This window comes from Romboutsia faecis, from assembly GCF_014323405.1.
In the GTDB taxonomy this organism is placed as follows: Bacteria; Bacillota; Clostridia; order Peptostreptococcales; family Peptostreptococcaceae; genus Romboutsia_E; species Romboutsia_E faecis.
This window is the reverse complement of sequence record NZ_JACRWE010000002.1, coordinates 136,749-151,350: the sequence shown is the minus strand read 5'-3', so window position 1 is coordinate 151,350 and position 14,602 is coordinate 136,749. Positions and strand designations below refer to the sequence as shown.

General features: G+C 30.3%; 13 protein-coding genes. 1 reads left to right on the top strand and 12 read right to left on the bottom strand.

The window, feature by feature from the left end:
• Position 1: 1 nt before the first annotated feature.
• From feoB to deoC, 7 genes are all read right to left on the bottom strand, one after another.
• A complete protein-coding gene (gene feoB, locus H8923_RS04060) occupies positions 2–2,107 on the bottom strand; it encodes a ferrous iron transport protein B (protein ID WP_153923888.1) in 2,106 nt (701 codons plus the stop codon).
• 11 nt (positions 2,108–2,118) lie between these two features.
• Positions 2,119–2,337 (bottom strand): FeoA family protein, encoded by a 219-nt coding sequence (locus H8923_RS04055; RefSeq protein ID WP_153923886.1) that lies wholly within the window; start codon positions 2,335–2,337, stop codon positions 2,119–2,121.
• A 12-nt stretch (positions 2,338–2,349) separates the two neighbouring features.
• Positions 2,350–2,562 (bottom strand): FeoA family protein, encoded by a 213-nt coding sequence (locus H8923_RS04050; protein WP_153923884.1) that lies wholly within the window; start codon positions 2,560–2,562, stop codon positions 2,350–2,352.
• Positions 2,563–2,771: 209 nt separating this feature from the next.
• The gene (locus H8923_RS04045; protein WP_172976675.1) at positions 2,772–3,701 is read right to left on the bottom strand and encodes a COG1361 family protein; all 930 of its coding nucleotides are present in this window, start codon (positions 3,699–3,701) and stop codon (positions 2,772–2,774) included.
• A 149-nt stretch (positions 3,702–3,850) separates the two neighbouring features.
• A complete protein-coding gene (locus H8923_RS04040; RefSeq protein WP_153923880.1) occupies positions 3,851–4,336 on the bottom strand; it encodes a hypothetical protein in 486 nt (161 codons plus the stop codon).
• Between the two features lie 130 nt (positions 4,337–4,466).
• A complete protein-coding gene (nifJ, locus tag H8923_RS04035; protein ID WP_153923878.1) occupies positions 4,467–8,021 on the bottom strand; it encodes a pyruvate:ferredoxin (flavodoxin) oxidoreductase in 3,555 nt (1,184 codons plus the stop codon).
• A 292-nt stretch (positions 8,022–8,313) separates the two neighbouring features.
• Positions 8,314–8,988, bottom strand: a complete 675-nt coding sequence (deoC, locus tag H8923_RS04030; RefSeq protein WP_153923876.1) for a deoxyribose-phosphate aldolase — start codon at positions 8,986–8,988, stop codon at positions 8,314–8,316.
• A 311-nt stretch (positions 8,989–9,299) separates the two neighbouring features.
• Between deoC and H8923_RS04025 the strand changes: the two genes are divergently transcribed.
• On the top strand, positions 9,300–9,671 hold the full coding sequence (locus tag H8923_RS04025) for a winged helix-turn-helix transcriptional regulator (protein WP_153923874.1): 372 nt from the start codon (positions 9,300–9,302) through the stop codon (positions 9,669–9,671).
• A gap of 71 nt (positions 9,672–9,742) precedes the next feature.
• On the opposite strand, the gene pduL is transcribed toward H8923_RS04025, so the two are convergent.
• From pduL to H8923_RS04000, 5 genes are all read right to left on the bottom strand, one after another.
• The gene (pduL, locus tag H8923_RS04020; RefSeq protein WP_153923872.1) at positions 9,743–10,309 is read right to left on the bottom strand and encodes a phosphate propanoyltransferase; all 567 of its coding nucleotides are present in this window, start codon (positions 10,307–10,309) and stop codon (positions 9,743–9,745) included.
• An 81-nt stretch (positions 10,310–10,390) separates the two neighbouring features.
• Complete coding sequence (gene aroA / locus H8923_RS04015) at positions 10,391–11,650, bottom strand: 3-phosphoshikimate 1-carboxyvinyltransferase (RefSeq protein ID WP_153923869.1); 1,260 nt, start codon at positions 11,648–11,650, stop codon at positions 10,391–10,393.
• On the bottom strand, positions 11,643–12,701 hold the full coding sequence (gene aroB, locus H8923_RS04010) for a 3-dehydroquinate synthase (RefSeq protein ID WP_153923867.1): 1,059 nt from the start codon (positions 12,699–12,701) through the stop codon (positions 11,643–11,645). The genes aroA and aroB overlap by 8 nt, the downstream gene beginning before the upstream one ends.
• Positions 12,689–13,858 carry a chorismate synthase gene (gene aroC, locus H8923_RS04005; RefSeq protein ID WP_153923865.1) on the bottom strand — a complete coding sequence of 390 codons (1,170 nt, stop codon included), beginning with the start codon at positions 13,856–13,858 and terminating at the stop codon, positions 12,689–12,691. The genes aroB and aroC overlap by 13 nt, the downstream gene beginning before the upstream one ends.
• Positions 13,859–14,000: 142 nt before the next feature.
• The gene (locus tag H8923_RS04000; RefSeq protein ID WP_187127868.1) at positions 14,001–14,600 is read right to left on the bottom strand and encodes a flavodoxin family protein; all 600 of its coding nucleotides are present in this window, start codon (positions 14,598–14,600) and stop codon (positions 14,001–14,003) included.
• Positions 14,601–14,602 lie beyond the last annotated feature (2 nt).

Here is a 14,602-nt window from a genome sequence, read left to right as displayed (position 1 = left end):
TTTAAAATATCATTTGACATACCATATATGTTCCAAAAGCTACTATCCAAGCTACAAGCATTTGGAATCCTACTGTCCTCAATGTCCATTTCCAAGATCCCATTTCTCTTTTTATTGCTCCTACTGCAGCAAAACATGGCATACATAATAAGTTAAATACCATATATGAGAATGCTGATGCTTGTGTAAATACATCTACTACTCCTGGTATAGCTGCACTACCTTCCATTGCAGCTTCTGTTATTGCATCACTTGCACCAAATAAAACACCAAATGTAGAAACTATATTTTCCTTTGCTATCCATCCAGTAACTACACCTACAGAAGCTCTCCAATCTCCAAATCCTAACGGTGCAAATATCCATTGAATGCTTCTACCCATACTAGCAAGTATACTGTCTTCCATTTCACACATTCCCGAGAAATTAAAATTAGATAATAACCATATTAATATTGTCGATGCTAATATTATAGTTCCTGCTTTTACCGCAAATCCTTTTACTTTCTCCCATGCATGTATTAATACACTTTTTAAAGTTGGTATTCTATATTGTGGAAGCTCCATTATAAAGTTTGATGCTTCTCCTTTTAATACAAATTTACTTAATATTAATGCACATAATACAGCTACAACAAGTCCTAGCATATAAATAGAATAAATTATATTTGTCTGATTACTATTTGGGAACAACGTTGCTGCAAACATTAAATATATTGGCAATTTAGCCCCACAAGACATAAATGGTGTTATCATCATTGTTATCTTGCGATCTTTTTCATTTTCTAATGTTCTTGAAGCCATAAGCGCTGGTACCGAACAACCAAATCCCATTAATAAAGGTATAAATGATTTCCCTGATAAACCAAACTTTCTAAATATTTTATCCATAACAAAGGCAACTCTCGCCATATAACCACTATCTTCAAGAATAGACATAAGTAAAAATAATACTAATATTTGAGGTAAAAAAGATACTACTCCGCCTACTCCTGCTAATATTCCATCTCCAACAAGTGATATAGCCCATTCAGATGCTCCTAAACTTTCTAAAGCTCCTATTATAGTTTCTGTAAGTGGTCCATCCCAAAAATCACAAACTATTCCTTGTAAATAAACACCTACTCCTATAATACTTTCTCCAAAAGTTATAGAGAATAATAAATACATTACTGCCAAGAATATAGGTATTGCCAATAGTCTATTTGTAATGACTTTATCTATTTTGTCTGATACAGTCTCTTCCCTTTTTCCATTAACTCTTTTAGATTTTGATACAGTTTTACTTACAATCTTAGCTATAAATTTATATCTTTGATCTGCAATTTCAGACTCTATATCATCATTAAATTCTTCATTTGCTTTAGCCAATATTTTTTCTATTTCAACTTTTTCAGATACTTTCAAAGTCTCACTTACTAGCTCATCTTCTTCTAATACTTTTAAAGCTTTCCATACATTTATGTCTTCACTACTCTCGAACTTTGAATATATATCTTGTATATATCCTTCTATACTTTCGGAGAATACATTTAATCCTAAATCTAAATTTATAGCTTTAGTTCCATCTGATTCATTTATATTGTTTGATGATACACTTAATTTTTGATTTGTATCAATAGAGTTTGCAACTTCTATTGCAGCATTCATTAATTCCTTCATACCATTTCCAGTTCTAGCTACTATAGGTACTATCTTAACCCCTAGATATTTTGAAAGCTTCGGTATGTTTATTTTCATTCCTCTTGCTTCTACCTCGTCCATCATATTTAATGCTATCACTGTTGGTATTTTTGTTTCTAAGATTTGTAAACTTAGATACATATTTCTTTCAATATTTGTTGCATCAATTATATTTATAAGTACATCTGGTTTCTCGTTAATTATATAATTTCTAGCAACTATTTCTTCTGCTGAATATGGTGATAAAGAATAAATCCCTGGTAAATCTACCACATTTACATCTTTATTTTTTCTATATTTTCCCTCTTTTTTTTCTACCGTAACACCAGGCCAGTTACCTACATGTTGTTTAGAACCAGTTATTTCATTAAAAACTGTAGTTTTACCACAGTTTGGATTACCCGCTAATGCAATTGTACACCCCATGACTAATCTCCTTATTTTAATACTATATTTTGAGCCTCATCTTTTCTAAGACTTAATTCATACCCTCTTATATTTATTTCTATTGGATCTCCTAGCGGTGCAACTTTTATTACTTCAACTTTAACACCAGGAGTTACTCCCATATCCATTAATCGCCTTCTAATTGGTCCCTTCTGTCCTATACTTTCAACTATACCAGATTGACCTGGCTTCAAATCTTTAAGTGTCATTTCATTTCCCCCTTAAGAAACTATTATTTTATTTGCTATTCCTTTATTTAAGGCTACTTTTGATCCTTTTATTAATAATATAAATCCACTAGGATTTTCAGATATCACTTCAACTTTTTCTCCCACTATGAATCCTAAGCTTTGTAAGTGTTTTTTTACCGAATCCTTAGCTCTTAATTCAATGATCTCTTTTTCTTCCCCTATGTTGACCATACTTAAAGCCATATATATCACTCCCTTTGCGATTTTGAAAATCATTTTCATATCTAAAGTATAGTTTTATTGATTGTCATTGTCAACTAATTTTGGTAATCATTTCATCGCGATATATAATTAAAAAGGTTGTATTTTTATAATCAGTATAATTATAAAAATACAACCTTTTAATTTCATCTAATATTTTTTAATATAACAATCTAAATTATTTATTAAAATTAATCGTTACAGCAGCATATTTCTCCTGCAATAGTTATTGTATATATTTCTCCTACTGGTAAGCTAGCTATAGTTAATGTAAGTAATCCATTAACTACAGTTTTCGTAATACCCATTGTTACTATAGCACCAGATTTATTTCTAACTGTTACATCATTTGCATCAAAGCAAAATTCTGGATCGAATAAATCTGTAACTACTACATTTATTGCAGGAATTGTTCCTGTATGAGTAAGTGTAATTCTATAAGTTAAATCATCGCCACATCTTACGCAATTCGTATTTGCTGGAAAAACAGCTTTAGCTATAGCTACTCTAGCAAAGTTAGCTGGAATTTCTACAAAGTCAGTTTGTGGAGTTGGGGCTTCAGTAGTTGTTACACTTACATTATTTCTTATAGTATTGTTTTCTAGGGCATTATCTACTGTAACCTTATAAGAAAATATAAACATTTCTCCTACTGGTAATGTTTGATTTGCTCTTATTCTTAGAGGATCTCCAGGACTTAAAACTGTAAAAGGAACTGATGGATCTTCTCCAGTTTGTGCACGAACTACTGATGCACTGTTAACTATATAAGAAGTATCATTATCTAAGTCATCTACTAATGTAACTCCATTAAGTGGTGTATTCCCTGTATTTACTACTCCAACTTTATAAAGTATTACGTCTCCTGGTTCTGTAGCTTCTTTACAAGATAATTTAAACATTTTAAACTTAGGATTTCTTCTATTATTATCTAAACAGACACTAACTACTGAACTTTGTCCACTCTTTTCAACAACTGGATCAGTTGCTATTTGAGTTGGTCTATATTGATAATTTAAAAATGCTTTATTTTTTATTTTGCAATTGTCATCACAATTACCTGAACATTTATCTATTTCAGGACCTGTTTCTTCTATTTTATTTATTTTTTCATTATCCATAACATTAATCACCTTTTGCATATTATATTAAGCAGATTAACTACTTAATATAATATATTCTTATTGTCGAAAAATGTTACGTTTTATATAAAATTATATCATTTTGATTGTTATCTTTAATATTATTCTAATTATAGATCTTAATTATTTTAAATTCCAAATTCTATATAAGTAAGTACTTTTATTTTATTTCCTCTTAAAATATCATATCTAATATTGGATATATTAATACTTATTTCATTCACTTCACATTTATCAATAGGTATTTTATATTCATATTTTTCAAAATAGTCGACATGCTTATTACATGTACATCTGTCTTTATCATAATAAACAGATAAATCTAGGCCAATTTTTATTATTAAGTATCTTCTATTACTACAATACACTATACAAGAATCATGTAAATTAACATCTCCTTTTATACACAAGTTATCTAATTGATGATAGTCTAGGTTAAGTTCACTAAGATCAAGTATACTTTCGATACAGTCATCATAATAATCATATCGACGAATTTTAACTAGTGTAGTATTACTTACTGCACATTTAGTAATTATTTGTACAGAATTATCATAAGAATAACTAATTTGTGCAGTATTTTTTAAAACACATTTATAAAATTCATTAATCATAATAATTCTCCTTTAAATATAATTATTCCCTATATAATATACAAATTACCACATATTTGTTACTTAAAATACAAAAAGAGTTATCTCTAATATAGAGATAACTCTTTTATATTTATTATTTATTAAGATTTTAGTGAACTAACTCGTAGCTAGCTAATCTCTTATAACTTTCTAATCTTTCTTTTGCATTTTCCTCAGCTTTAGTGAATAATTCTTCAGCTACATCTGGGAATTGCTTAGCTACTGCAGAGTATCTTACTTGTTTTAATAAGAACTCTCTGAAGCTTTCAGTTGGTTCTTTAGAATCTAAACTGAATGGATTCTTACCAGCATCTGTTAATTGTGGGTTGAATCTATATAAATGCCAGTATCCAGCTTTAACAGCTTGAGCTTCATTTTCTACACTACGTCCCATACCTTCTTTTAATCCATGAGATATACATGGAGCGTAACAGATTATTAATGATGGTCCATCATATTTTTCAGCTTCAACTATAGCTTTCATGAATTGATTCTTATCAGCACCCATAGCTACTTGTGCTACATATACATTTCCATAAGACATAGCCATCATACCAAGGTCTTTCTTTCTAGTTCTCTTACCTGCAGCAGCAAATTTAGCCATTGCAGCAACTGGAGTTGACTTAGAAGATTGACCTCCTGTATTTGAGTAAATCTCTGTATCGAATACAAGAATGTTTACATTTTCACCAGATGCAAGAACATGGTCTACACCACCGTAACCGATGTCGTATGCCCAACCGTCTCCACCAAGGATCCATTGAGATCTCTTAACTAAGTAATCTTCTCTTTCTTTTATTTCTTCAACTAAAGCTTTAATTTCAGTATTTTCTATATTATGAGCATTTGCTAATACTGCAACTACTTTAGCACTTGCAACCTTAGAAGCTTCTCCATCTTCTTTAGCATCTAACCAAGCAGTGAATGCTTCTCTTGCTTCATCACATATATCCATAGCTAATAAGCTTTCCATATTTTCAGCTATTTTAGCTCTTATATGTTTAACTGCTAAATACATACCATATCCGAATTCAGCATTGTCTTCGAATAATGAGTTTGCCCAAGCTGGACCTTTACCTTCATGGTTAACAGTGTATGGAGATGATGGATATGAACCACCCCAAATTGAAGAACATCCAGTAGCATTAGCTATCATCATTCTATCTCCAAATAATTGAGTTACATTTTTGATGTATGCAGTTTCACCACATCCAGCACAAGCTCCAGAGAACTCATGTAATGGTTGTCTGAACTGACTTCCTTTTACAGTTGTTGGTGCCATTATATCACCTTTTGTAGAAACATTTTTATGATCAGCTGCGAATGCCCAGTTATCAACTTCTTGTAATTGAGTATCAAGAGGTTTCATAACTAAAGCTTTTTCTTTTGCTGGACATATGTCAGCACAGTTTCCACATCCTGTACAGTCCATCGGACTTAATTGTATTCTATATTGTAATCCTTCAAATCCCTTACCTATAGCTTTTTTAGCATTAAATGCTTCTGGTGCATTTTGTAATTCTTCTTCATTTACAAGAACTGGTCTTATACATGAATGAGGACATATGAATGAACATTGGTTACATTGTATACAGTTTTCTAGTATCCACTCAGGAACATTAACTGCTATACCACGTTTTTCATATGCAGCTGTACCACATGGCATAGTACCATCTTCTAAACCTTCATTGAAAGCAGATACTGGTAACTTATTACCTTGTTGTGCAGTTATAGGTCTTAATATATTTTTGATGAAGTATGGCTCATTTACATCTTCTTTTTTATCGTCAGTTGCATTTGCCCATTCAGCTGGAACATCTATCTTAACTAAAGAGTTTATACCTCTATCAACAGCTTCATAGTTCATATTAACAACTTTTTCACCTTTTTTACCATAAGCTTTAACTATAGAATCTTTTAAGTATTCTACTGCTTGTTCTACAGGTATTATATTAGCTAACTTGAAGAATGCAGATTGCATTATCATGTTTATTCTGTTTCCTAATCCTATTTCTTGAGCTATCTTAGTAGCATTTACAGTATAGAATTGTATATTATTTTTAGCTATATATTGTTTTAAGTGAGCTGGTAAATGTTCTTCAAGTCCAGCTTGATCCCATATTGTATTGAATACAAATGTTCCACCATTTCTAAGACCATGTAATAAATCTGGATATTGATATACATATGCTTGAGTATGACAAGCTATGTAATCAGCTTCATCTATTAGATAAGTTGATCTTATTGGCTCATCTCCAAATCTTAAGTGAGACATTGTTACCCCACCAGATTTTTTAGAATCATAATCAAAGTACGCTTGAACGTATTTCTTAGTATTATCTCCGATTATTTTTATAGCTTGTTTATTAGCTCCAACAGTACCATCAGAACCTAATCCCCAGAACTTACATCTTACAGTTCCTGGAACAGCAACTTTTAATGGTTCTGATAATTCTAATGATCTGAAAGTAACATCATCATCTATACCTACTGTGAAGTTATTTTTTGGATTTTCAGAAGCTAAGTTATCAAATACAGTTTTTATTTCTGTTGGAGTAGTATCTTTTGATCCTAATCCATATATTCCACCTATTATCATAGGAGCATTTTCTTTATTGTAGTATGCAGAACGTACATCTAAGTATAATGGTTCTCCTGGAGCACCTGGTTCCTTAGTTCTATCTAATACACATATTCTTTCAACTGTGCTTGGTATAGCCTCCATTAAATGTTCTATAGAGAATGGTCTATATAAGTGAACTTTAACTAAACCTACTTTTTGTCCTTCTGCATTTAATGCATCAACAGTTTCTTCTATAGTTTCTGTTACAGAACCCATAGCTATTATTATGTTTGTAGCATCTTCTGCTCCATAATAATTGAATAATCCATATTTTCTTCCTGTTAAATCGCTCATTTTGTTCATATATTTTTCAACTATTCCGACTATATCTTCATAGTATCTATTTGAACTTTCTCTAGTTTGGAAGTATACATCTGGATTTTGAGCTGTACCACGAGTTACAGGGTGGTTTGGAGATAATGCTCTATCTCTAAATGCTTGTAATGCATCTTTATTTAATAAGCTTGCATAGTCTTCATTTTCTAATAATTCTACTTTTTGGATTTCATGAGAAGTTCTGAATCCATCAAAGAAGTTTATAAATGGTAATCTACCTTCTATTGCAGCTAAATGTGCAACTGGAGATATATCAGCAACCTCTTGAACAGAACCTGATGCTAACATAACACATCCAGTTTGTCTTGCAGCCATAACATCTTGGTGATCACCGAATATAGATAAAGCTTGAGCAGCTAATGCACGAGCACTAACATGGAATACTCCTGGTAAAAGCTCTCCAGCAGTTTTATACATATTTGGTATCATTAATAATAACCCTTGTGATGCTGTAAAAGTAGTTGTTAATGCACCTGCTTGTAAAGAACCATGGAATGTTCCAGCAGCTCCAGCTTCAGATTGCATTTCTACAACACTAACTTTTTGCCCAAAGATATTTTTTCTACCTTGAGCTGACCATTCATCTACAACTTCTGCCATTGTTGAAGATGGAGTGATTGGGAATATAGCAGCTACTTCTGTAAATGCATAAGCAACGTGAGCAGCAGCTGTATTACCGTCAACTGTTTTCATAAATTTAGCCATACTACGTAATCCTCCTTAAATTCTTACTCCAAATGTAATGTAGTGAGGTTTGTAAATCTTTATGTATATTGCACACAATTCTCTCACCGTTTATATCATTCTACATAATGGTGTCAATTCCTTTTTTTATATTAACTATTTCTAAATTTTAATAATTTTTTTGTAAAAAACCTATTTTTTTACTTGTTTTTACTTATATACCCACTAATCAACATTTTAAACTAATTGATTTTAGATATATTTTTATAGTTATTCTTGATTTAATAGAGATTATTAACGTTAGCTTAAGTTTTTAATATCCGTCTGTAGAGTTCTTTTCTCCATTTACTATAGCAACAGAAGCACTTGCTCCTATTCTGCTAGCTCCTGCATTTATAACAGCTACAGCATCTTCTTTACATCTTACTCCACCAGATGCTTTAACACCTATTTCTGATCCAACTACATCTCTCATTAGTTTTATATCTTGTGGAGTTGATCCACCTGTTCCAAATCCTGTTGAAGTTTTTACATAATCAGTTCCTGCTTTAACAGCTAATTCACAAGCTATTTTCTTTTCTTCATCAGTTAAGTAACAAGTTTCTATTATAACTTTTACTAATGCTTCTTTATTTGCAGCATCAACTACTGCCTTTATGTCTCTCTCAACTAAATCATAATTCTTATCTTTTAAAGCTCCTATGTTTATAACCATATCTACTTCATCTGCACCTTTAGCTATTGCATCCTTAGTTTCAAATCCTTTAACTTCTGGTGTATTAGCTCCTAGAGGGAATCCTATAACTGTACATACTTTTACATCTGATCCTTCTAATTCTTTTTTTGCAAGTTCTATATGAGTAGGGTTTATACATACTGAGAAAAATTTATTTTCCTTTGCTTCCTTACAAACTTTAACAACGTCTTCTTTCGTTGTAGTTGCTTTTAATACTGTGTGATCTATCATGTTTGCTATTTTATTTTCCATATTAAGTCTCCTTCTTAATTAGTAATCTATTTAGTACATACTAATGTTACCATATAATGGACACTAATTAAACTATGTTTTCTTACTATGCTCTCTAAAATATATTTTCCATAATAGATTTGAATTATTATAAAATCTACTAATATTTCATTTGCAATTATAATATACCTTGATACATGTTTGAAAGTAGGCACTTTTTTTGTATATAGTATCCAAAAAGATACTGTATATATTTTTTAATACTAATATTTTATGATATAATTAAAGAACTTATTTAACAATAATTTCTATTATTTAGAGGTGTTTATAAAATGAATAAAGAAAAGTCATTCCATAGTAAATGTCATAAGAGCAAAAGTTGTGCAAAATATGAAACTTGTCCTATGTTTTTATTTCATAAATTAGTTTCTGGAAAGTGGAAACTTCTAATATTGTGGTACTTAAGTGATGGTTGTCTAAGATTTAGCGAATTAAAAAAGAAACTTCCTGATGTCACTCAAAAAATGTTAACAAATCAATTGAGAAGTTTAGAAAATGATCGACTAATCAATAGAAAGGTTTATGCTGTTATTCCACCTAAGGTTGAATATAGCTTAAGTGAAATGGGTGAAAAAATGTTACCTTTACTTGAGGAAATGTATAAATACGGAATTGATTACTTAAAAGAGTCTGATAATACATAATAAAAATCCCATAAAATTTAGAATTTCAAACTCTAATTTTATGGGATTTCTATATTATCTATATAATAGAACTATTTTATTAATTCTACTAACTCTCCATTTCTAACACCAGCAGCATTTCCTTCTTCCATGTCTACGTGCATTTCTAAAGCAAATTTTTCGCTAGCTCTAACTAATACGTTTTCGAATACTAAACCTCTTGGTCCAAAAGTTCTAACACTTACTATGTCCTTATCTTTAACACCGAATTTTTCAGCATCTTCTAAGCTCATATGTATGTGTCTAGCTGCAACTATAACACCTTCAGCTATTTCAACTTCACCTTTAGGCCCTACTAATTTTAATCCTGGAGTTCCTGCTATATCTCCAGATTCTTTTATTGGAGCTTTTACTCCTAAAGCGAATCCGTCAGTTAAAGATATTTCAACTTGAGTAGCTGGTCTAGCTGGTCCTAAAACTCTAACTCCTTTTATAGCTCCTTTTGGTCCTACTAAGTCAACTTTCTCTTCACAAGCAAATTGTCCTGGTTGAGATAATGGTTTGAAATGAGTTAACTCATGTCCTTCTCCGAATAATACATCTATATCTGCTTGACTTAAATGTATGTGTCTATTTGATAAAGCTATTGGTAATTTCATTAATGTATCCTCCTACAAATTTTATAAAATATCCAACTTAATTATACATAAAAATAATCCTAAAATCAAACGGTATCGAAATTATTTTGACAAATCTTTCAATAAATCAAAATATCCTGGGAATGAAATATCTATACATAGTTTATTATCTAATGAAACTTCACCTTCACTAATTAAATTTGCTATTGAAAATGCCATAGCAATTCTATGATCATTAAATGTTTCAATTTGTGCACCTTTTAGCTTAGATTTCCCTTTTATTGTCATTCCATCATCTAATTCTTCTATATCTGCATCCATTTTCTTTAAATTATCCACTACGGCTTTTATTCTGTTACTTTCTTTAACTTTTAATTCATGAGCATCTTTTATTATAGTAGTTCCTTCTGCTTGAGTTGCTAAAACTGCTATTACAGGAATTTCATCAATTAATCTTGGTATTATTTCTTTATTAATTATTGTCCCTTGAAGGTTAGGGCTATATTTTACTAATAAATCACCTACAATTTCCCCTCCAACAAACCTTTTTTCTAATATTTCTATATTCCCATTCATATTCTTTACAACATCTAGTATTCCTGTTCTTGTTTCGTTTAATCCAACATTTTTTATAAGTACTTCTGATCCTTCAGTAATTAAAGCTCCAACTATTATAAATGCTGCTGAAGATATATCACCAGGAACATATATATCTTGATTATATAATTCTTCTACTGGATTTATTTTTATTGTTAAATCATCAACATCAATATTTGCTCCAAAAGATTTAAGCATTATTTCTGTATGGTTTCTTGATTTTACTTTTTCATGTATCATACTTTGCCCATCTGCATATAAGCTGGCTAATATTAATGACGACTTTACTTGTGCTGATGCAACAGGCATGTGGTAATTGATACTATGTAAATGTCCTCCAGTAATTACTATTGGAGTGTAATTCGCATCATCTTTTCCTTTAATTTTACAACCCATAGACTTAAGTGGATCTGTAACTCTTTTCATAGGTCTTTTTCCTATTGATTCATCACCTATGATAGTTGATTCAAAATTATTACCTGCTAATATACCCATCATAAGTCTTATTGTTGTTCCAGAATTACCTACATCAAGAATATCATTTGGCTTTTTTAAGTTTCTAAGTCCATTTCCTTTTACAAAAACGTCTCTACCTTGTATATCTATATCAACTCCCATTTTCCTAAAACAAGAAATTGTGCTTAAACAGTCTTGCCCCATTAAGAAATTGCTTATTTTATTATTTCCTTTTGATATTGATGAAAACATTATTGCTCTATGTGATATTGATTTATCTCCTATTAGTTCAAAACTACCTCTAAGCATTTTTACACTCCCTTATTATATCTAATATCAAATCCTCTGAGATATTATCTACTACTTCTACTTTACCTAATCCTACTGGTAAAACTAAATTTATTTTAGAAAAACTATTCTTCTTATCGCTTTTCATTATATTAAGAACGCTTTGTTCATCTGCATTTTCGAATGCTATTGGTAAATCATAACTTTCACATACTTTTAAAAACTTATTGTAGTATTCTTCTTCTATAAATCTTTCTCTTAAAGATAATTTAAATGCCATATTCATTCCTATACTAACAGCATTACCATGACTTATCTTGCATAATTTTTCTACTCCGTGCCCAAAAGTATGACCAAAGTTTAGTATTTTCCTAAGTCCACCCTCTTTTTCATCATTGCCTACTACCTCAGCCTTAATATTTGCACACTTTTTAACTATATAATATAATTTTTCAATGTCTTTATTAAGTATTTCTTTGCTATTATCTATTAAATAATCTAAGAAATAATAGTCATAAATTAAACTATATTTTATAACTTCACTCATCCCACTTTTAAATTCATTCTCTGGTAATGTTTTTAATGCATCTACATTTATATATGTGAATTTTGGTTGATAGAAGCTTCCTATGATATTTTTAAAGTTGCCTATATTTATACCTGTCTTACCGCCTATAGATGAATCTACTTGAGCTAAAAGCGTAGTTGGAACTTGTATAACATCTATACCTCTCATATATGTTGATGCTACAAATCCAGCTAAATCACCTACTACCCCTCCACCTAATGCAATTATTACTGATTTTCTAGATAAATTTACTTTTACGCAGTATTCTATTATTTTTTCATAAACATCTAAAGATTTAGTATCCTCACCAGGCGAAACTATATACTCATATATAATTTTACTTTTAAGATTTTTTATAAAATTATCTCCTTGAGCATTGTAAACATTACTGTCACTTATTATCAAAACTGAATCATATATATTTTTTTCTTGTAATACATCTTCAAAGCATCCATACCCTTTATCCAGAACTATTGTACATACATTATTATTTATCTCTTCCATCCTCTATCACCTAACCTTTTTATATATGAATTATAATTTTCCTTTAAATCCAATAAATTATCTCCACCTATTTTATCTAAAAAATATTTACATATTACAAAGGCTACTACATTTTCACATACCACACTACAAGCAGGAACAGCGCAATTATCAGATCTCTCTATACTTGCTTGATAACTTTCTAAAGTATTAATATTTATAGAGTTTAATGGTTTGTACAGGGTTGGTATAGGTTTCATGGCACATCTTATTATCACTTCTTCTCCGGTAGTCATTCCACCTTCTATTCCACCTAACCTGTTGGTATTTCTTCTTATTCCATCTTCGTCGTTATAAATTATCTCATCCATAACCTTCGAACCATAGTTATTAGCAACATCAAATCCAATTCCAATCTCAACACCTTTTATAGCTTGAGTACCCATTAGATGCATTGCTAACTCTCCATCAATCTTTTTATCAAAATGAGTATATGAGCCTAGTCCTGGTATAACATTTTTAACCCTTATCTCTACTACACCACCAATTGTATCTCCAGTTGACTTTACTTTGTCAATTTCATGTATCATATCTTTTTCTATATCTTTATTTACACATCTAACTTGGCTATTATCAACATTTTCTTTTATGTAGTCAAATTCATATAAGTTATTGTCTTTTATGTTCCCTATTTGAACAACATGAGAAGTAAAATATATATCAAAGTTTTTAAGTATTTGCTTACAAATTGCACCTACTGCAACTCTACTGGCAGTTTCTCTTGCACTAGATCTTTCTAATACATTTCTTGCATCATCAAAATCATATTTCAAGCAACCTACTAAATCAGCATGTCCAGGTCTTACATTACTTACCTTCTTACTTTCTAAGTCCACATCATCCATAGGATTCATATATTTAGACCAATTTTCATAGTCTTTATTCTTTACTTCAATGGATATAGGACCTCCAAGTGTTTTCTTACCTCTTACTCCACCTAGTATATTAATTGTATCTTGCTCTATTTCCATCCTTTTGCCACGTCCATATCCAGATTGTCTGTTCTTTAATTCCTCATTAATTTCATCTATATTTAATTCAATATTTGATGGAACTCCATCTAATATTGATATTAAACTCTGCCCATGTGACTCTCCACTTGTCAAATATCTTAACATGTTATCATCCCTCTCTTTATTATCTTTCTTTCAAATATGCTAAAAGGACATATCTCAAGATAAAGCTATATAATGTTTGGACTTAAGAGTTAAACATAAAATAATGTATATTTAACTCTTAAGTACGGTATTATATAAACGCTTATTTCAAGATAAGTCCTTCTATATATTGTTCTAGGTTATCATCTAGTCTTTGTCTAAATTCTATATTTTCTCTAGATGTTAAATCATCTGTATTATTTAGATATAAATTATACATCAGTTTTGTATTTATACTTTTAAAGAAAAAATCCATTACTATTTGTCCACCTTTAAATTGTGTATCATATGGATTTGCTCCTCCTACTGCTATGTACATACCTATACGTTTTTTACTTCTATCTATTGATGGCTTTTTAAGTATATACTTACTAGCATAAAATGCTTGAGTTCTATCTACAAGAGTTTTTAGTTTAGCCGTTACAGAGTCAAAATAAACTGGGCTTACAACTATAGTACCCTTACTTTTATTAAATATTTCATACATTGGAGTCATTTCATCTTTTATCCTACAATATCCAGTTTTTTCACAAAACCCACATGCATTACAGTATTCTATATTCATATCATATATATTAAACACCTCGTAACTTATATTACGTTCTTTTAATTTAGATGATATTATATTAGAAATAAAAAAACAATTTTTATTTTTTCTAGGACTTGCATTTATAATTAAAACCTCTATATTTTCCAATTTGATCT